Origin of the sequence: Oceanospirillum sediminis (assembly GCF_014164585.1) — a bacterium.
Lineage (GTDB): Bacteria > Pseudomonadota > Gammaproteobacteria > Pseudomonadales > Halomonadaceae > Oceanospirillum > Oceanospirillum sediminis.
In genome coordinates this window covers 1-20,829 of sequence record NZ_JACJFM010000022.1, presented here as the reverse complement: position 1 = coordinate 20,829, position 20,829 = coordinate 1, and the positions used below count along the sequence as shown (strand labels likewise).

13 protein-coding genes and 1 pseudogene are annotated in these 20,829 nt (G+C 47.8%); 4 read left to right on the top strand and 10 right to left on the bottom strand.

The window, feature by feature from the left end; all coding sequences use genetic code 11:
- Nucleotides 1-233 precede the first annotated feature (233 nt).
- Nucleotides 234-830, bottom strand: coding sequence for a 2-hydroxychromene-2-carboxylate isomerase (locus H4O21_RS15495; protein ID WP_182809787.1), 597 nt, complete (start codon nt 828-830; stop codon nt 234-236).
- Nucleotides 831-949: 119 nt separating this feature from the next.
- Between H4O21_RS15495 and H4O21_RS15490 the strand changes: the two genes are divergently transcribed.
- Nucleotides 950-1,744 carry a helix-turn-helix transcriptional regulator gene (locus H4O21_RS15490; RefSeq protein WP_182809786.1) on the top strand — a complete coding sequence of 265 codons (795 nt, stop codon included), beginning with the start codon at nt 950-952 and terminating at the stop codon, nt 1,742-1,744.
- Nucleotides 1,745-1,763: 19 nt separating this feature from the next.
- Here H4O21_RS15490 and qhpG read toward each other — a convergent pair whose 3' ends face one another.
- From qhpG to peaA, 8 genes are all read right to left on the bottom strand, one after another.
- Nucleotides 1,764-3,086: a flavin-dependent monooxygenase QhpG gene (gene qhpG / locus H4O21_RS15485; protein ID WP_182809785.1), complete on the bottom strand. Its 1,323-nt coding sequence runs from the start codon at nt 3,084-3,086 to the stop codon at nt 1,764-1,766.
- A 12-nt stretch (nt 3,087-3,098) separates the two neighbouring features.
- Complete coding sequence (qhpE, locus tag H4O21_RS15480) at nt 3,099-3,818, bottom strand: subtilisin-like serine protease QhpE (RefSeq protein ID WP_182809784.1); 720 nt, start codon at nt 3,816-3,818, stop codon at nt 3,099-3,101.
- Between the two features lie 33 nt (nt 3,819-3,851).
- A complete protein-coding gene (locus H4O21_RS15475; protein WP_182809783.1) occupies nt 3,852-5,615 on the bottom strand; it encodes an ABC transporter ATP-binding protein in 1,764 nt (587 codons plus the stop codon).
- A 90-nt stretch (nt 5,616-5,705) separates the two neighbouring features.
- Nucleotides 5,706-7,031: an alginate export family protein gene (locus tag H4O21_RS15470; RefSeq protein WP_182809782.1), complete on the bottom strand. Its 1,326-nt coding sequence runs from the start codon at nt 7,029-7,031 to the stop codon at nt 5,706-5,708.
- Nucleotides 7,032-7,269: 238 nt separating this feature from the next.
- On the bottom strand, nt 7,270-8,448 hold the full coding sequence (gene peaD, locus H4O21_RS15465) for a quinohemoprotein amine dehydrogenase subunit beta (protein ID WP_182809781.1): 1,179 nt from the start codon (nt 8,446-8,448) through the stop codon (nt 7,270-7,272).
- 14 nt (nt 8,449-8,462) lie between these two features.
- Nucleotides 8,463-8,783: a quinohemoprotein amine dehydrogenase subunit gamma gene (gene qhpC, locus H4O21_RS15460; protein ID WP_028300988.1), complete on the bottom strand. Its 321-nt coding sequence runs from the start codon at nt 8,781-8,783 to the stop codon at nt 8,463-8,465.
- On the bottom strand, nt 8,780-10,213 hold the full coding sequence (gene peaB, locus H4O21_RS15455) for a quinohemoprotein amine dehydrogenase maturation protein (RefSeq protein WP_182809780.1): 1,434 nt from the start codon (nt 10,211-10,213) through the stop codon (nt 8,780-8,782). Before peaB ends, qhpC begins: the two co-directional genes overlap by 4 nt.
- Nucleotides 10,214-10,360: 147 nt before the next feature.
- The gene (gene peaA / locus H4O21_RS15450) at nt 10,361-11,959 is read right to left on the bottom strand and encodes a quinohemoprotein amine dehydrogenase subunit alpha (RefSeq protein WP_370463934.1); all 1,599 of its coding nucleotides are present in this window, start codon (nt 11,957-11,959) and stop codon (nt 10,361-10,363) included.
- A 410-nt stretch (nt 11,960-12,369) separates the two neighbouring features.
- On the opposite strand from peaA, the gene H4O21_RS15445 reads away from it, so the two are divergent.
- From H4O21_RS15445 to H4O21_RS15435, 3 genes and pseudogenes are all read left to right on the top strand, one after another.
- Nucleotides 12,370-13,098 carry a response regulator gene (locus tag H4O21_RS15445; RefSeq protein WP_182809779.1) on the top strand — a complete coding sequence of 243 codons (729 nt, stop codon included), beginning with the start codon at nt 12,370-12,372 and terminating at the stop codon, nt 13,096-13,098.
- Nucleotides 13,099-19,779, top strand: coding sequence for an AAA family ATPase (locus tag H4O21_RS15440; RefSeq protein WP_182809778.1), 6,681 nt, complete (start codon nt 13,099-13,101; stop codon nt 19,777-19,779).
- 213 nt (nt 19,780-19,992) lie between these two features.
- Nucleotides 19,993-20,130, top strand: a pseudogene (locus tag H4O21_RS15435) (transposase); the annotation flags it as partial.
- Nucleotides 20,131-20,340: 210 nt separating this feature from the next.
- Here H4O21_RS15435 and H4O21_RS15430 read toward each other — a convergent pair.
- On the bottom strand, nt 20,341-20,709 hold the full coding sequence (locus tag H4O21_RS15430; protein ID WP_182809777.1) for a DUF2059 domain-containing protein: 369 nt from the start codon (nt 20,707-20,709) through the stop codon (nt 20,341-20,343).
- Between the last annotated feature and the right edge of the window lie 120 nt (nt 20,710-20,829).

The following is a 20,829-nucleotide window of genomic DNA, read 5'->3' as shown; positions in this document are numbered from 1 at the left end:
TGTAGAACTTCTTGCCCAAATCCAGGCAGAGAGAGAAAAATGATGATCTAATCAATAGACTAGATCATCCTAAAAGCGACAGCCAGAATCAGCGATTACTATTCTGGCTGAATACCTCAGAAAGGGATAAACTCTTTGGTAGCAGAGGTACCAGCAAAGAGTAATGAAGAGTATGAAGCGTCCAGCAAAATATTTTTGGATATTAGCTGGTGTCGGCTAGATACGAGGAAACCTCAGCCTTTCAGAGAACCCTCTAACAGCTCTAAACGATCCTGTCCCCAGAATTGCTCGCCATTCAGCAGATAAGCCGGGGCTCCAAGAACGCCTTGTTCATTGGCATCCTCCGTATTCTTATCATAAATAGCCTGAACCCCGGCTGAACGGGCCTGCTGAAGCACTTCCTGTGCATCAAAGCTCAGTGATGATAACAGTTCACTCAGCACGGCTTCATCAGCAATGTTTTTCTCTTCTGCCCAGCATGCAGCTAGCACCAGCGCGACAAAAGCACCGGCATTATGCCCCGATTCCTGCAGAGCGATAGTGCAGCAATCTGCCAATCCTGGATCTATCGGGAAAAAAGCCGGATGCAGATTAATAGGCAGCTCACGCTTTTTCGCCCAGCGTTCCAGCTCCAGTAAACGATATTTCTGACGGGCCACTGGCCGTTCAGATAAAGGTTTTGCACCAGATTGAGCAAATACCAGACCTAAACGAACTGGCTTAAAGCACACTTCAGCGTCAGCCTCCTCCGCCATATTCAGCAGTTTCCGGTGTCCCAGATAAGTAAAAGGAGAAAGGCTGGTAAAGTAGTAATCAATCCGCTGGCTCATAGTAACAATCTCATAGGTTGTTTGTTTTACAACTGTTATAGTGCGGTAAAAATATCAAATATAAGTCCGGAAATTATGATAATTAGTCCGGTATTCTATACTCCAGGAGTGGTGTAATTATGGCCCGACCTGATCGTTTATCTGCTTTAATTTCCCGATTTGACCTGCATGCCCGGATAACAACCGACTTTGGAGCAGCTAACCTGCTACTGCTGGCCGATCCCTCCAGCGGTGAGCTTTGCCGTATAGAACTCTGGCCTGTATCTCACTCTGCTCTGGATGAAAAAGATCATCCTGATGTACTGATTGCCGCTTCGATTAACCTGGGCGGTTATGATAATCCTCTGGCTCGCGCCCTGCCCCGCCATCTGGTTATTCCGGTTAAAGATGGAGACTCTGTTAAAAACCTGGCACTACTGATTCTGGAAGAAATTGAAGACCAGCGTTGTGGTCGCCACAGTACACTGCAGCGATTATTTGAAGTACTGGTGGTTATGCTGTTACGCCAGGCGATGCGTGAAAATGCAAATAAAATTGGCCTGATAGCCGGTTTATATGATCAGCGTATCTGTAAAGCGATTATCGCCATTCATGAACAACCTGAGTTTGACTGGCATATTGAAGATCTGGCTGATGTCGCCGGATTATCCCGCAGTCAGTTTATGGAGTGTTTTAAAAACAGCGTTGGTCAGACACCTGCCCAGTACCTAAGAGAGTGGCGTATGACCCTGGCCCGGCAAGATCTGTTAAAAGGCGAACGAGTCAAAACAGTAGCACTGCGCTATGGTTATGGCAGTCAGGAGGCATTAAGCCGGGCGTTTCATAAAAAATATCAATGCAGCCCGGCACAGGTCAGGTTAAAGGGCACTCCAGAAGAAATTACTCCGGAAGAAATAACAGCAGCCGGTACCTGATCTGCTGACACAGGGGACATTAAACGATATTTCCCTGGTAACCATTCTGGATTAACCAGTTAGCCAGCCCCCTGAATTGATTATCTGAAAATCGGAACTGGCTTAGTTGCTCTTTCAGAGTGTTCTCAGGAGCCTCATGAATCGCTTCAATCACACCAGCTAACTCAATACCACCCAGATGCCAGATACCTAAAGGCTGATCTGGTGTCACAACCACCTTTCTGGCCTCAATCAGATTATTGTTCATCACGGGCATGGTGTTCACTCTGAGCTGCTCAAAGCTGACATTCTGATGGCCTGGCTCTGCATCTGGCCAGCGACGCCTTTGTTGCCAGAATGAATTCTCCTGCCAGCGCTCTTCCATAGCATAAAAGTCACGGCCAATTCTGGCAAAACGATAAAACAACCCACTGACTCTTTGCTGATAAAACTCTCTGGCCAGAGCTTTTCTTTCCGGGCACTGAATCAGCGTATTAATGACGACAGGTGCCTGTAATGCTGATGACAGAGCCTGAAAGATACCATTACCGGATAACGGATCAACGGCCATCGCAGCATCGCCTACTCTGATCCAGTTATCTCCTACGGTCTGTTCAAATAATACCGGTGTACTGATTCTGCCATAGGGAGTACCCACAGGGCTGGCATGTTCGATAAACGCACGGGCTTGCGGAATCTGTCTGAATCGCTGCGCACAATAATCCGTTAGCTGATCTTTCTGAGGCAGTTTTTTTTCAGACACATCCAGAGTCAGCTGCAGGTAACGTCGACCATCCTGTTTAGCCGCCATCCATGCCCAGCCATCCGGCAGGCTGACCGCAGCCGATCCCGGTTCAATTTCAGGCCCCTGCCAGTGCTGTAAGACGGAAACCGTTTCAGGCCCCCGAAACCGTTGCAACCCGGTTACAGGCGCCGCACGACCACGGGCTTCAACTAAAAAATCAGCCTGATGATGCTCACCATTGGTCAGAGTAACCTGACAAACCGGATCAAGACTGACCTGACTGACTCTTTGCTGAATAACCGGTATATCCGCATTGATCAGGTCCTGCACAATGAGCTGATCAACATGCTGGCGATCTATCAGGCATTCGGTGTTGGCCTGATTCGTTTCACCATTCCAGCTGGCATTTCTGGCAGAAGGTTCTGGTAAGTCAGTTGTCGCCCGCTTAAATCCAGCGTGTTTCATTCCCTGAATAACACGTTCAGAAATACCTTCCAGAGCAGAAAAACTGCGGGCTTCACCAATGACACTCACCTGATATCCCAGACGTTTCAGCCCTAATGCGGTTGCTGCACCTGCCGGACCAGCACCTAATACAATAATTCTGGTTTGCGTCATAATAGCGTCCGTTTACTGGTTATTCTGGCTATCGGGTTGTGATGTTCTGTACTCTCGCCCCTGAAAAGCTGAACCGGCTTTCAGTCGCTCTCTTATCTCATAGGGAGAAAAACGCTGGCTGGCCTGCCCGGCTTCTTGTCTCAGCTGATGAATAATTGAGCTGATATGTCCTGTCATACGGGCGGTTCCCATACTGGCTCCGGCTTGCTGTTCATCGGCACTGCGCACATACCCGCCAAAATCAGCATATTCTGTTTCCAGCCAGGACCATTGCTGAAGGCTGCATCTGGCATCACCGGTCATTCTGAATACTCCCGGATAAGCCGCGGGATAAACAGGATCTCCCTTTGCCGGTGATGATGCCGAGATAATAATGCCAGCCTGTAAAGCCTGCTGAATACTTTGTGCCAGTTCCGGGCTGTTTCTCCGCAGACCCAGACTCATATTGATTGCATCCACTTTTTGCTCAGTCAGCCAGTCAATGGCTGCGACAACCTGCGCTGTTGTTGTCACGAAATTATGATGAAATACCTGAGCCAGACAAAACGTACTCTCCGGACATATCTGACGGACTGAATCCAGAATATGGGTACCATGCCCCAGCCGATCTTCTTCAGGTTCTGTTTGCCATAAGGCGTCATCCTGAATAATAAAAGCCGCGGCATCATCAACATAAGGTTGCTGATAATCAGGGTAACCGCTATCTACAATGCCAATTCGAATCCTGGTCACGTGTATCCTCTTTTTTCTTATTCTGCCCGTATTCTATACCTGAGATAACCGGCCATGTTCAAGCTGCAGGTAAAGGTCGGCATTCTGCAGAGTACTCAATCTGTGACTGATCAGAATACGGGTCCGCCCTTCAAACAGCTGATCCACAGTGCGAATGATCTCCTGCTCAGTCGCTTCATCAACCGCAGATGTTGCTTCGTCCAGCACCAGAATACCAGGTTTTTGCAATAAAGCGCGGGCAATGGCGATACGCTGTTTCTGCCCTCCGGATAACTGTTGACCCCGCTCTCCTAACGGGCTATCCAGCCCTTGCGGCAGTTGAGCAATCAGCTCTCCTAACTGAGCCTGAATAGCGGCAGCCTGAACCTCCTCATCGGATGCTGAAGGCGTGGCATAACGTATATTATCTGCCAGAGAGCCTCTGAACAGGGTAATTTCCTGGCTTACGACAGCAATCCGCCGCCGCAACTCTTCCAGACTGCACTGACGAATATCGGTATTACCCAGCAGGATACGCCCCTGATCCGGGTCATAATGTCGATGTAACAGATCAATCAGTGTTGATTTACCAGTGCCTGACGGGCCGGACAGTGCCACTTTACTACCGGCCGGAATGGATACACTGACCTGATCCAGCACCGGCTCCTGGCGTCCGCTATGACGAAAACTGACGTCAGCAAGCTCCAGTCCACTGTCATCGGATAATTCATGGGGATGAAAGCTATTCTCAGTCTGAACAGGCTGTTGTCGTAATTCAGACACACGATCAAGACTCACCACCATACGCTGTATGGATACATAAAGGCCTAACAAGCTCTGAACCGGGCCAATAGCCATACCCAGATAGGTTGAAAATGCGATCAGAGCACCTAACTGCCACTGGCCTTCAATCACCCAGTAACCGCCCAGCAGAAATACTCCGGCACGGGACACAGAGACCAGGGTGCCCGGTATAGCCTGAGTAAAAAATTCCACAATCTGAAGCTTTAACAGCTGGGACAAGTAATGATCACCCAGATGATTCAGGCGGCGTGACTCTTTGACTTGCTGGCCTGAGGCCTGAATAAATTTCATTGCTGGCAGGGTTTCCACCAGAAATGAGGATAAATCGGCAGAACGCTCTCTGAGTCTGCGAGTATGAAGCTCAACTTTCCGGCGCATCCAGCGTAACCAGAGAATTTCCAGAGGGATCAGAATGGCGACAATAAGGCTTAGCTCCCAGGACAGGCTCAACATCAGAATGATGGCCCCTATCAGGCCCAGGATACTGGAAAAAGAAGCAAACAGGGCATCAATAGCGAAACGCTGAATCTGTGCCACATCACCATCTAAGCGGGACATAAGATCACCGATCCGGCGTTGCCCGTAAAATGATGGCGAGAGTTTCTGTAAATGCTGATAGACATCTTCGCGCAAAGCGAATAAAACCCGGCCTGACAGCCGGGTGTGGCAATAGCGATTGAAACCAGAAAGGATGGTATTAAATATACCCACAAGCACCATAAACCCGGCAACCTGAACCAGCATGCCGTAATCTTTGGCCAGTAAACCATCATCAATCAGAGTTTTAGTTAACCAGGGCTGCAACAACACCATAGCCGAAGCCAGTACAGACAGCGCCAGAACCAGCAGAATGCTGTTTTTCTGGGGTCTGACAAAACTGAACAACCAGCGCAGACTCTTTTCCCGTTGAGCCGGATCATGCCCTGAGCCGGGTTGTTCCGGTTGTTCTTCAGCATGAGGTGGTTTGCTGTTATCAATTAATCGGGTAATCAGCCGGGTTAACCATCTGATCATTCAGTACTCCCATTGTTATTCTGTATCCTTACCCCTTCTCAGACCATAAAGCCAGAGAAGGGATATCTGCCTGCAGATCAGACCGCAGGATTAGTAGTTAAACATGACCATCGCCTGCAGATAGACATTGGTGTCGTCATTCCCCTGAGCCGCTTTGTTAGCACTGCCTTCTGGCTCATAGAAACCGATCAGAGGAATAAAGCTCAGGTTGTCGTTAATGCCCCAGAAAGCATACAGATCCAGTTCGTTGGCTTCAAAATCATTGTCTTCTTTCTTGCCAAACTTCCAGTACTGGATGCCCAAAGCGATATTTTCCTGTGGCAACAGGGTGATATCCAGACGATTAACGTCGTTTCCTGAGTTAAATGGACCGGCGTAGTTCGCAGCCACCTCACCCTGGAACCAGGTACCAAAACCACGGGTCACACCAAAGAACAGCGGATCAAAGCTCTCATCATCAGCGGTTGATGCTTTATCTGCCGAGAAGCTGGCATAACGGTAATTAACAATCGGCGTCCACGGCAAATTGCTGAATGTCCACCCGGCCTCTGCTGTCCAGGCAGAAGCATCTTTATCAACCTGGTCACCGCCGCTTTCTTTAACATATTCGAAGTTCAGGAACAGGTTTTCAACACCCGCACTACCCTGCGCTCTCAGGTTAAAAATATTCATGCCATCACGGTTATCGTAAGCGGCAAGACCGGCTCCTACGTCCAGATCTGTCACCTGCATATAGGTAGCACCCAGGGTGCCCAGGTTTTCATCCACATATTCCAGATTAAGGCCCGTCAGCTCTGCATTCTGCTGGATCTGGTTATCAGATTTCAGCCAGAACAGATCACCACGCAGCGGTCCTTCAGGATCGACTTTCAGCACCGCGGTATTATCAAAGCTTTTGCGCGCTGCCAGATAGTATGCACCGCCACGATCCAGGCTGCCGTTAGATACACCATCCAGACCTTCACCCGGAGCCAGAGAGTCACCTGCAATCAGAAAACCATCACCCAGAGTAAACTGCTGACGCCCCACTGAAATGTCAATCAGTCCCTCTTTGTGTGTCCAGCCGGCAAATGCATTTTCCAGGTGAACTTTTCGCTCATCACCTGTGGTAAAACCGATGCCATCACCGTCACCGAATGTCCCCAGAGCAATCACGCCCAGAGTGCCGTAAATACTGTTATCAGCATTGATTTTACGCGTCGCAACCAGATCGCCTTTGATATAGGCTTCCTGCCATTTTTTATCGCCCGGAGTACCTGAATAGTTCTCATCCAGAGACATGGCTGAAGCCATCGCTTCAACATTGAACGCCAGAGTACTGTCTTCCTTTTCAGAAATCATAGCGGCCTGAGCACTGACAGGTAATGCCGCCAGTAAGATTGCAGTTGAGATCGGGTTTCTTATTGTTCTGAACATGGTTTTATCCTGTTTTCGTTTTTCTGATGCAGGGTTTTACCTGATGATTAACACTGCGGACCGACAGCCTGATATCTGAATGCCACCGGTTCAGCTCCCCTTTTTTTCACGGCCTGAACACTTTTCAGGCACAAGCGTACCTCTCAGAGCGTTTCGCTCCGAAAAGAGAATCTGTTGTCTGATTAGTCTTCCGGTCTCAGCTCATCACTGAGACCGGAATCAATGGCAGAGGTCTGACTTATTTCAGTACAGCCAGTCTCAGATCTGAAGTTGACATATCCCCGGACATTCTCAGATAACCGGTTCTTTCCAGGGTAGCCGGGTTATGAACAGAGATGGTGTTACCAGCGCCACCTACGTAGAGCTTGTTACCATCGGTCGTCATATTAATGTTGTAGTAGGTGTGATCCAGACCATGAACGCCCAGAGTTTCACCGGTTTTAACGTTGTGTTTGGACAGCTGGTTAAATGAGCCATACACCACATCTTTATCATTCGGATCTGTCACCCAGTTAAAGACGATAAACTCAAATGGCACCTTCTCGATCATTTCCACTTCTGCTGTTTTCAGATCGATGCGTACATGCCCCCATAAGAAATCCGCCTTGGATTCATCACCCGGCTCACCATTCCAGCGGATGGTGAAGTACGGCATGATAAACTCGCCAACATGCTCCCCCATGGTATGCATTGCGAACGCATCGGGCGGAACCCACTTGTCCGGGGCACGATCCCAGTTCTGCAGAGCGGTAATCAGACGGGTCTCACCATTTTTCGGGTTAATCGCTTTCAGATCGCCACCACCCAGAACGACTTCGCCATTATGCATTGCCGCAATTTTGGTAATACGACGATCAACCGGGAAAGTACGTACAGGCTGAGCATTCATACCATCAGCGGTATTAAATACTGCCAGTCTTGGTTCCATCGTTTCAAAGCGGTCGGAATGTTTGCGCACCGGGTTCTGTACCGTGTACAACTCTTTTCCATCTGCACTGACGGCCATAGAGATAAAGCTTTTTATCTGAACATTGCCGCTGGACTGCTTCGCAGAGAAGGTGATTTCACAGTTAGTGATATCAAAGCCATAAATATCTTCCCATTTATTTGACAACACGTAAGCCGTGCGGCCATCAGGAGAGATCGCAATACCGCCGTTACCAAAAGTACCAGGCACATCACAGCTGCGCAGTAACTGATCCGTTTCGGTATCAATCACATGCAGTTGATTAGGACGTGTAACCGTCAGCAGATATTCATGTCCACCTGCTTTCATACCATTTGGCAAAGCATCAGCGCTCTGTTGTGTTACAGCACATCCGCTCAATAGCGCGCCAGCTCCCAGCAATCCACCCAGTGCAAGAGTCCGAATTGAATGTGTCAGTTTTGACAGGGTTATATCAGTGATTTTTTTCATCAGATCCGACTCCATTACTCTTCCGGGAAGACGCTGTCCAGCTTACGCCAGTCTTCGTCTGCTTTAGATACATCCTGTGACCAGTTCGGATGGGTACTCATGGTGTCTGGTACCTGAGCAGGCCACCAGCAGGCATCGGCACAACCATACAGGTCAGCTTCCATTGGCTGACACAGTGAGCCCAGACCACCAAAGGGATCGACTTCCCAGCCCGGATCGTTAACAGAGGTACAACCCACCATAGATTGCATCGCAACCACGTCTTCTACTTCATCCTGAGACGTGGTTCTGTCCAGCATTTTTGCTTTCTTATTAAATGATTTCAGATGTTTCATCGGGAATTCCTTCTTGGAGATACATACGTATCAAAGAACGCCGGGTTCTCCAGCATGATGCGGGTATACACTTCTACCCCGAAGTCGACCCAGTCACGCAGCAGGTCGCAGTAATGGTAGGAAGGTGTCGTCGCATCACCGTATTTGGCATAGCTTTCGTGGTAACAACCACCAGAACAGATATTACGTATCCGACAGGTTTCACAGCCGGTATTGCTACGATCCAGACGCTGCTCAACAAAGTTGGCCAGCTCAGGTTTATTGATGCCATTATCAACATCACCAAACGTCGGCAGATCAGATCCGGTAAAACGATGGCACAGGTTAATACCGCCTTTAGTATCGACGGCCAGCAAGGCAACACCCGCTCCGCATGGCAGACGTTTCTTATTGCCTTCATGCAGATCCGTCATCAGCTGATGCATGTTGCCAAAGCCGAAGTTTCTGTGCTCCAGTGCCGCTTCGAGATACTGACGCCCCAGACGCTTCATACCTTCAAATACGGTCACCATCTCGTCACCGGTGAGATTAAAAGAGGAAATATCGCCTGACGTTACCGGGCCAAAACCCACTTCAGCAAAACCCAGATCGTGGTGCAGATGATCAAAAATCGCTTCAACATCTGTGATGCCATGAGTCAGAGTAACCCGACAGCCCACAGGTCTTGAGGAATAGCGATTCAGTAACATCCCCACCTTTTGTTTAACAACATCGTAAGTTCCCTGACCGCCCACAGTAATGCGGTTCTTATCGTGCATGGCTTTGGGGCCATCCATCGATATGGTCAGACCGAAACGATGGTCGTTAAACCAGTCAACCAGCTGTTCTGTCAGCATGGTGGCATTGGTCGTCATAGTGAAACTGACTTCCGACTCAAGCTCAGAGAAACGCTGCTCACACCAGGCCACCACATCACGAATCAGTGGCATATTGGTCAGAGGTTCACCACCGAAAAATACCACGTTGTACTGACGCTGGTCCGGTGATTCTTCTAACAGCATTTCAATGGATTTGATCGCCGTGTCATAAGACATTTTGTTGCCCTGGGAAGGCGTCGTCAGATCCTCTTTGTAGCAGTAAGTACAGCTGAGGTTACAGCCGGTATTGGTGTTCAGCACGATTGTAGTTAACGGAAACGATTTAACCGCTTCCGGCTCATGATTGATCTGAACCGGGTTTCCGTCTGAAATCACTTTCAGAGATTTCAGTTCTTCTATCGTTTCCATTACATCAGCAGGCTGATAACGCCCCTGAAAACGATCCTGTAGCATAGACGCAGTCACCTGCCCCTGATCGTTAAACAGTTCTATCAACTCACGGCTTACACCTTCCAGCTCAAACAGGCTGCTGGTCGGGACATGAAACAGCATTTTGCGCGTTTCCACATCCACCAGATGCATATTGGGTTTTACCAGAGATAAAGCACCCATATTGACCTCACGGTTTATTATTCTGTGATAACAGATTTTAGCTCTGCCACTTCTGTTCTGAGGTTATCTTCACTGATGCCTGTAGCAGGCATGATGATCTGTTCTGGCTGTGTTATGCAGTGAATTAGTCCAGCCAGGTCTCTATCATCAGTCAATCAGTGCACGAACAAATTTCTGTACGGTCACCAGCAGATGACTATCGCCGGACACCACCTGGTTTCCGTCATGTACAGTACCAGTTACGGTCAGATTGCCCACATTGTTAGTCGACATCTTACGTTCCGGATTCGGACCTGCATCACCCGGAGTGAAAATCCCCCGATCATCGATCGTTCCGGCATACTTAATATCACCGTCATGCTCAGCAATCTCATCAAATGGTTTCAGGGACCAGCTGGCTGGCATGTAGCCCAGACGGATATCATCTTCTGTGCCTGGTTTACCATCAGCGCCTGCAGCATAACCGACAGCCCGGTACCAGGATTTTTGCTTAGCCAGTGCACCGCCACCACCGCCCACACGTGCGATAGAATCTGATGGCGTAATATCAACTCTTGCCAGCTGGTCATATACCGCCAGAGGCATTTCAGATGACAGTTTGCCTACCCGGACCTCTCTGTGACCGGATTCAGCTCGTTGAGATGCTTCAGCAACTACAACCACTCTGTTGTCATCCCGAGAAACCACACTGACAACTTTCACACCAGCGCCCAGGTGCACAGAGCCATTCAGTTTGTTACCTGAAATAGTCAGCAGCTTACGTTCACCCTGACGAATATAGGATGGCGAAACTGCGGTAATGCCTGCACCTTTAATAGCAGTGACCTGTCCGCCTAAAACATCGTCATCGCGCTTGAACATACGACCATTCAGTGACTGACCGTCTTCAGATGCGGCAAGTACCTGACGCATTTTTACGCCATTAATCGTTACTGCACCACGCCAGTCATAGCTGGTATAAACGATACCGCTGCCCTTACCGGTCAGAGGCGTGCCATCAGCATACTGACCATCCATAGTGACACTGTATTTATCATTGCCCAGCTCACTGATATGGACGGTGGCATCAAACTGTCCCTTTTCAGGTAAATAGCCGGACATCACCCAACGACCAGACAGTGATTGCTTATCAGCGGCCTGCCAGTCAGACCATTCCTGAGTATTCAGCCCGTAAACCTGTCCCAGCTTAGGAGCAACCTGATTCAGAGCGATATCAAACCATGCCCGATCTCTGGCTCCGGCATGTAACTCAGCCGTTGGTTGCTGCCCCATATGGAAATGAACCAGCCACTTCCAGTCTTCTTCTGTACGACGCTGCAGTCCGATACGAGCCCCGGAGTGACAACGAACACAGGTATCCTGCAACCAGGGTTCAAAGGATTCCGTCACGTTAGGTTGTTTTTCCAGCACATAACGTAATTCACGGGTCTCCGCCGGAGCCAATCCCTGAGTGTCTGCCAGATATTTCACCAGAGTACGCTTTTCTTCCGGAGTAATAACCAGCCCGCGCTGCTGCTGCATACGACTGATGGCCATCAGCCAGCCTTCAGGGGTTTTACGCTGTTCACTGATCCGGGAAAAAGGTGTAGCGCTTTCCCCTGTTTCAACGTGACAGCCCAGACAGCGATCACGAATAATCGATTCTCCATCGGCTGCCAGCGCACTTGATGCGCCGACACTGGCAAGGGCAAACATACCCGTGCTCAGAAGTGCCTGTGTTATTCTATTTTTCTTCAAGGCAATCACTCCTGTTAATAATGATTCTCTGTTGCCGTCCATTCAGCAGGACTGTGTTGTTCTGTTATTTTGTTGTTATACAAGGCATATTCAGCACAGCTCATCCGATCTTTTTCTGCCAGACATCTTTTATCCGGAAGAAATGGCTTAGCCTGATTATGATACCTTTTGACTGGTTAAGCCTTTGCAGTGTGTATAATTTCCCTTGCCAGAATAAACTAGCGCCAGGGTGTAAACAGAGTTTCTGATGGATGTGCAAAGTTGTAGCCAGATGTAACAAGAATATAAAAAAACACCCAAATCAATTATAACCTTATGATTTATAACAATTTTATCAAAAATCAAGATGAGGACTGCAGGCTTTAATCCGGTAAGATTTATTTGCTAGACTGCCAGAAGGCCTTGCAGCAGAAAGAATTATGACAACAGATACAACAAATAATGTTCATATCCTGATCGTTGAAGACGATCTGGCTTCACGCTCGCTGATCAGTAGCTATTTCCAGAAAGAAGGCTATCGTGTCAGCGAAACCGATCAGGCTGACGACCTGATCACCATGGTCAGAGAACAAAAAATCGATCTGGTTCTGCTGGATATTAATCTGCCCGGTAAAGATGGGTTGACACTAACTCGCGAACTCAGAGTCGCATCCCGAGTGGGAATTATTCTGGTCACCGCTAAAGCAGATGACATTGACCGCATTGTAGGTCTGGAAATGGGCGCGGATGACTATGTCACCAAGCCCTTCAACCCAAGAGAGCTTCTTGTACGGGCTAAGAACCTGCTATGGCGGGTCAGAGAACACCAGAATCAGCCAGAAAGTGCCCCGGACCGAATTCTGATTCAATTTGAAGGCTGGACACTGGATGGCAATAAACGCCTGCTGATCAATCCTGATGGAGATAAAGAACGTCTGCCTGAAGGTGAGTTTCGTCTGCTGCATTATCTGGTTCGTCATCCGGGACAGATCTTATCCAGAGACCAGTTAATGGATGTTATTCACGGCCGTGAATGGACCCCTAATGATCGATCTGTTGATGTGTTGATCGGCCGTTTACGTCGTAAACTGGGTGATAATCCCTCTGATCCGCACTTTATTCTTACAGCACACGGCGCAGGCTATATGTTTGCCGGTAAGCAGGACTGAATGAGCCAGCGATCACTGACAGAGTTCTCCAGAATCAGTCGGCTTTATTCCGGAGAACGTTTTGGTATCTATCGGGCAACCAGAGCCTCTGATCAACTGCCGGTCATTCTGAAATATCATCAGAACCCGGATGATAATCGAATGGCTGAAAGCCAAAGGCTGCTCCAGCAAGAGTTTGAGATACTGAAACATATCCGGATTACAGGCATTATCCGCCCACTAGAACAGATTCTGTGTGAAAAAGGACTGGTCACGATCTTTCCTGATCAGTCTGCTATCAGCCTGCGTCAGCTGATCAGTAAAAAGCGTCTGAGCTGGCATCAGGTACTGCCAATAGCCATCGCTTTGGGTGAAATACTCTCCGGGTTACATGGCCAGAAAATTATCCATAAACAGATTACGCCGGATAATATTCTCCTTATCAGGGAGAATAATGAGAGTAATCCAGCTGCCAGTGATGATAAGGCAGATAGCGACACCCCATATGAAACCCATTTTATCCCCGATAACGCCACGGTCACGCATACAGACTCTGAATATGATGAAAAGACCAACAACCTTTTTACGCTGACAGATTCGGGCCACAGCATTCGTTATCGCATACAGCTCATCGACTTTTCACGGGCGACTCAACTGGAAAGAGAACCTGCTCACTGGCAGGATAGTCTGCTCAAACAAGAGGTATTACCTTATATTGCTCCGGAACAAACCGGACGTATTAACCGGGCCGTTGACTATCGTACTGATTTTTATGGCCTGGGCTGTACACTTTATGAATTATTGACCGGCTCCCCTCCATTTTCCGGCCTGGACCGACTGGAGGTTATTCATAGCCATATAGCCAAAACGCCGTTATTCCCGTCCGATAAAAATCCTGATATTCCTCTGGTTTTCGCTCAAATTGTTATGCGCCTGCTGGCAAAAGATGCTTCCGGGCGTTACCAGTCCAGTATTGGACTGAATGATGATCTGATGCGTTGCTATCAGCAATGGCAACAATCAGGCACCGTGACTGATTTTCCGATCGCAGAACAGGATCTGACAGAACATTTTGTCTTGCCTCAACAACTCTATGGCCGGGAGAAACGGATACAGCAACTCATTCGTATTTATAATCGGGTTGCCCGTGGACACAGTGAGATCAGCCTGATTTCAGGCTACGCCGGGGTTGGCAAGTCAAGCCTGGTCCATGAGATCCGGCAGTATATCAGCGAGCGTAATGGACACTTTGTCAGTGGTAAATTCGGTCAGTTCGGACGTAATCGCCCCTATGCAGCGATTATTCAGGCGTTACAGAACCTGATCCGCCAGCTATTGACTGAACCCGAGCATAGTATCAGCCTGTGGCGTACTGTTATTATGAATGCCCTTGGCAATCATGCCGGTGTTCTGACCCGTCTGATACCAGAGCTGGAGCTGATCATCGGTGAACAGCCTCAGGCCCCGTCTCTGCCTCCTGCAGAAGAAAAAAACCGCTTTTCGCGTATTTTTCAGCAGTTAATTCAGGTTTTTACCCATGAACAACGGCCACTGGTACTCTTCCTGGATGACCTCCACTGGGCTGATCAGGCCTCTATTGATCTGATTCAGGTCCTGATTACCCATGAAAGTGAAGTACGTAGTACACGATCTCTGATGCTGATTGGCAGCTACCGGGCGGAGGAGGTCTACTCAGATCATCCCCTGGGGCTGATGCTGCAAACCCTTAAACGACAATCAGTACCTTTAAATGAGATCCAGCTACAACCATTAGAAGTGAATCAGATCAATCATCTGTTAACGGATACACTGGGTTGTTCTGAGGAAGACTCTCTTGCACTGGCCCGAATCTGCCAGGAAAAGACTCAGGGAAACCCTTTTTTCCTGAATCAGTTTCTGAGTACTCTGAATCAGGAACAGATGATCTTCTTCCGGGATAATCGCTGGCAATGGGATCTGGATGTTATTGCCAGCCAGAGCCTGTCTGACAATGTTGTGGATCTGATGATCCGAAAGATTCGCAGCCTTGAACAGGACACTCAGCAACTGCTGACTCATGCAGCCTGTATCGGTAACCCTTTCACGCTTAAAACATTATCAGAAATTTCTGGTTACGCGCCAGGGAAGGTGGCCTCATTACTCTGGCTACCTCTTCAGGAACGCTTGATATTACCGCAGGATGGTAACTATTTTTTCAGCTATACCGTGATTGATAACAAACATGAGCTGAATTCAGATTACAGTATCCAATACCGCTTTGCTCACGACAGAATTCAACAGGCTGCTTACAGTTTGTTAGCAGAACCGCATCGTAAAGCACTACATCTGAAGATTGGCCTGCTGATGCAAAATTCAGCGTCCGATTTCGACCAACAGGATATTTTTGAGATTACCCACCATCTCAATCAAGCCACAGAGCTGTTGGAAAATCCACAGCAAAAAACAGCACTGGCAGAGATGAACCTGAAGGCTGGCGAACTGTCACGAAAAACAGCAGCCTTTGAAGCTTCCAGGGAATACTTTCGTCAGGGACGCAATTTATTAGATCAGGATTGGGAACAACATTATCCCCTCATGTTAAAACTCTGTTCTATGGGAGCAGAATCAGCCTGGATTCAGGGTAAAACCCATGAAATGGAAAGCCTGATCACCCAGGTGCATAACAACGCTGCAAGTCTTCTGGATCAGGTTGCTATTTACGAGCTGCAGATTCAGGCCAGAGTGTCAGAGAATCGCTTTCAGGATGCTCTGCAAGTTGCTTTAAAGATACTGAAATTACTGGGTATTGAAATCACTCCAAACCCTGGTGTTTTAAGATTGCTGTATAACCGCATCAGAACCCGTAGCCTGATTCGAAAATTCCCTATGGGTAATATTGAATCCCTGCCCGCTATGACAGATGAGCACATGAAGGCTGCGTTGCCGATTATGGCCAGTATGTTTGGGGTGGTTAAATTCTCTAATCCCGGGCTTCGCCCTCTGGTCATGGCCCGTCAGGTAGAAATTACACTGAAATATGGTCTTCTGCCCTCATCAGCCCAGGCTCTGGCAGGGTATGGCGGTGTGTTATGTGGACTGTATATGGATATAGAACAGGGTTATCGTTTAGGGCAAATTGCACTGGAGATCGATAGTAAATTACCTTCCCGGTTGAGCCATCATAAAACGATATCCTTGTACAACAGCTATGTTCGCCACTGGAAAGAACCACTGTCCTCAACACTGGAGCCCTTATTAACGGGATATCAGGCTGGTCTGGATTGTGGTGATATTGAATGGAGCATCTACTGCCTGGCCACCTGGATTCAGTACCGTCTGCCACTGGCCGACAATCTGGCTGATGCCCAGCCTGAAATGGAACACTTTTTCCGTCAGATTAAGGCATCCGGACAGAAACAATCAGAATACTACTCTCGTTATGCTCTGCAATGTATTGATAACTTACGCGGGCTTAACGCAAATCCTATGATGCTGGACGGTCGCTTTAATCAGGAAGAAGAGATGCTGTCCAGGCATACGCAGAATAATCACAGAACAGCGGTCTGCGTACATCACTTCTACAAAGCTCTGCTAGCTTTTTTATTCGGGGATACTCAGGCTGCAGCCAGGCATTGCCAGCAAGCCGAACAGGATCTGGACTCCATTGGAGCCACCTTTACTTCCGCCTGGCTTATCTTTCTTTCTGGATTAACCCTGTTAGCAGAAATCAGAGAAGGCGGTATACAAGGACAGAATCGTCGCCTGAACCAGGTCATAAAGATTATAGGCAAAGTCCGGCATTGGGCTAGCTATAACCCTGAAAATAACAAAGGCCGTTTATTATTGTTACAGGCCGAGCTGGCTCGGGTACAGCAGAAATTTACTCTGGCAATGTCACTGTACGAGGAAGCTATTGAGCACACATCTCAAGGGGAAATATGGCTGGATAAAGCGATGGCCTGCGAACTGTGTGGCGATTTCTACCGGCAATGGAATAAGCCTCTGATCAGTGAGGCATATCTGCATAAAGCTCAGTCGTATTATTCGCGCTGGGGGGCTGATGCCAAAGCAGAGCATATGACCTCCTGGTATGGGCTGGCGGAAGTGCAGGCCTACGGTAATACAAGCAACGTTCTGCCCGCCAGAGAGCAAAGAGGTCACGGCAATCAGATGCTGGATACCTTATCAGTGATGCGTGCATCCCATGCGATTGCCGATGAAATTGTACTGGAAAGATTGCTCGCTCGTCTGATGAGACTTGCGCTGGAGAATGCCGGTGCCCAGAAAGCGATCCTGGCGCTGAAAAGAGACAACAGACTCTGTATTGAAGCGGAAGATGATCTTTCAGGCCCGCCCCGCTTTTTTTCCGGGCAGTCTATTGATGAACAAACAGAACGTCTGCCTGCCAATATTCTGCACTATGTACAAAGAACCAAAGAAACAGTGGTACTGAGCAATGCACTTGAGCATGACATGTTTATGCAAGACAGCTATATCAGGCTGCACCAGCCCAGATCATTGCTGTGTATGCCTATTCTGTATCATGGCAACCTGACGGCAGTTCTTTATCTGGAAAACAGAGAAAGTGCCGATGTCTTTAATCGTGAGCGTCTGGAGACATTGCAGATTCTTTCTGCTCAGGCGTCTATTTCAATCGAAAATGCTAAACTCTATCAGAGCCTGCAAAGCTCTGAGCAAGCCTTCAGATCGTTATTTGAAAATGCGATTGAAGGTATTTTCCGAATTTCACCCAATGGTGATTTGCTCTCTGCTAATCCAGCGCTGGCCAGATTAATGGGGTTTGCAGACAGTTCAGCCTTGCTGCGTCACTGTAGTAACCTGAAAAAACACTGTTTCGTTAATTCTGATGATGAACAGCACTTTTTCGCTTCGCTCTGCCAGAATGCTGAAGTCAGAGGTTTTATCACCCAATGGCGCTCAGCCGATGGACAGATACTGGATATCAGCCTTTCAGCCCGGTCGGTATCGAATGACAGTGGCGATCTACAACTTTTCGAAGGGTCAGTAGCAGACATCAGCGAACAGAGGCAAAAAGAAGAAGCAGAAAAAGCCCGTATGGCTGCAGTCTTTGGCCAACAGAAAGCAGAAGCGGCAAATGAAGCTAAGTCTCAGTTTCTGGCAACCATGAGTCATGAAATCAGAACACCGCTTAACGGTATTCTTGGCATGACTCAACTGTTAATGAACAGTGAACTGAATACGGTGCAACAGCAACAGATAAACAGCCTGTACCAATCCGGGCAATCTCTGCTGAATATTGTTAATGATGTACTGGATTTCGCACGGACAGAAGCCGGGCAACTAGAAGCAGATCATCACCCTTTTTCACTACATGAATTACTACATAACCTGGAACATCAGCTCAGCCCTCTGGTTGCCAACAAAAATATCAGCTTCAGATCAGACATCCCTGACAACCTTCCTGATGCATTAAAAGGCGACTCAAGACTACTTAATCAGATTCTGATGAATCTCTGCTCCAATGCGATTAAGTTTACTGATGATGGTTATGTTGAACTCAATATTCAGCAAACCGAATTACCTCGTTCAGCATCTGAAAGCAATGCCAGTGCTGATGATCAGATCTATCTGACATTCAGCGTGATGGATACAGGTATCGGCATTCCGGAAGAAGCTCATAGCAAAATATTCCAGCATTTCTCTCAGGCTGATTCATCCATCACCCGACGATACGGAGGCTCAGGGCTGGGGTTGTCTATCTGTAAACAACTGACTGAATTACTGGGCGGACAGATTGGTTTCTCCAGCAGTAGTGGTGACGGTTCAGAATTCTGGTGCAGTCTCCCCTTCACTTTATTACCTGCCACTGCGGTGGAAACACAGGGTTATCAGCCTGTAAAACGACCCGAAGTCAGTAGCACAGCTCAGCAAACTCCACTTCGTATTTTACTGGTTGAAGATATGGAGATTAATCAGCAGGTCGCCACTGGTTTACTAAGTCATGCAGGCCATATAACAGATATTGCAGAAGACGGTTATACCGCATTATCTCTGCATCATGACAATGACTATGATCTGATTCTGATGGATATTAATTTGCCGGATATGGATGGACTGGAAACAACCCGGCGCATACGTCAGCATAAAAATCAGCAGAAAGCGCAAGTGCATGTGATTGCACTGACAGCAGCTGTAACAGATCAGGAACTCAGCCGATATCAGAAACATGGTATTCAGAGTGTGTTATCGAAACCCATACAGGCAGAGCAACTTCATGACTGTCTGTCTAGGCTGGTGCCTCAGGTTGTTCAAGTCAATGTTAACAACGATAAACAGCGAGGCCAATCAGAGCCTGAGACCATAGACAGTGCTTTATTTGATTCCGGACTGATCCACCAGCATCAGGCAGCACTGGGAGAGCAATTTAAGCAACTTCTTCAATCCTTTGAACATCAGTTTATTCTGCTGGAAGAGCAACTCCTCTCTGCCATTCAACACAACAAACCCGTTCAGGCTGCGAATATCTGCCATAAAATGGCCGGCTCCAGTGCTAACTTCGCTTTGAAGCGGCTCAACGATCACTGTATACAGCTGGAAATATTGTGTCAGTCTGCCGCAAATCAAGAAACTGATACCACGTCAGACTGGTTGCATCATAGCAATATACAGTGCCAGCAACTAACAGAAATCAGACAAACAACACTGAATTCACTGTATCAATATATACGTACCTCAACATAAATATTTCTTGCCTCGCCGGTCAGTGACCGGATAGGTAAAGGGTATAAATATCGCAAAATTTTGTGCTGGCACTTATAGAAGAAATAACAAGACAACGACCCTCGCACAGCAGTGCCCCTATTACAAGGCCATCAGTTCGCTTTCAGTAATATTAAGGAGATCGAATAGATGTAACCAGTCCAGTTAAGGATAATCCCCTTAACTGGAGAGAAAATAATGACCAGAAAAAGTTACACCAAAGAATTTAAACTGGATGCCATTTCATTGGTACTCGAACAGGATTATAAAGTCGCTGAAGCGGCAAGAAGCCATAGCGGATATACGGCAGTATATCGTAATGTACTACAACGAAAAGCGACTTCACTCATACCTGGGTTACATGAGCCGCAATGACTGTGAGCGGGAATTTTACCAACTAAGGTGCGGGTGTTTCTGGAGTTTGCCACAGAGTACTTTGGTGGTGACTTCCCCTACTGGGACGCATAAAGGCCTGAAGCAGGCAGCGGGCCCGACTGAAGTAAGCCCGCATCGTATCGCTATAGCAGCACAGAGTGACGTCGTTTACTCAATGTTATGTTTCTCGAAAAACGGCTTTAACCGGTTGAGTAACTGAGCTTGCTTCGACTGGGCTTCCTGCATTCCGATCTGAGCCCCGAGTCTCATGAGTTCTGGGGATTTTTTCAGAAATTTTTTGCCAGCAGGCGTTTGATAGAATTGTGTGACTGCTTGCAGCTCTTTCTCAGTAAACGAAGTGGCGTAGATGTCTTTGATTTTTCTCATTACAGCAGCACGATCAATATCATCGTTAAACCATGTTCTGTATATATCGGTTAATTCACCCTTTGCAGCGGCATCCAGCTTAAATTTGGCAGCCATTTGATCAACCATAGGCAACATAGCTTCAAAACTGCCCGTTAACTGCTTATCCATTTCCATCACTCTGAACATTTTGTCTACTGAGTCAGCCCTGAAAAGCCCTTAATAGACTGTTTTTAAAACAAATTAGCTATTCAGGCATGGATCATTTCGACCAGGAGCGGTAAGCTGTGT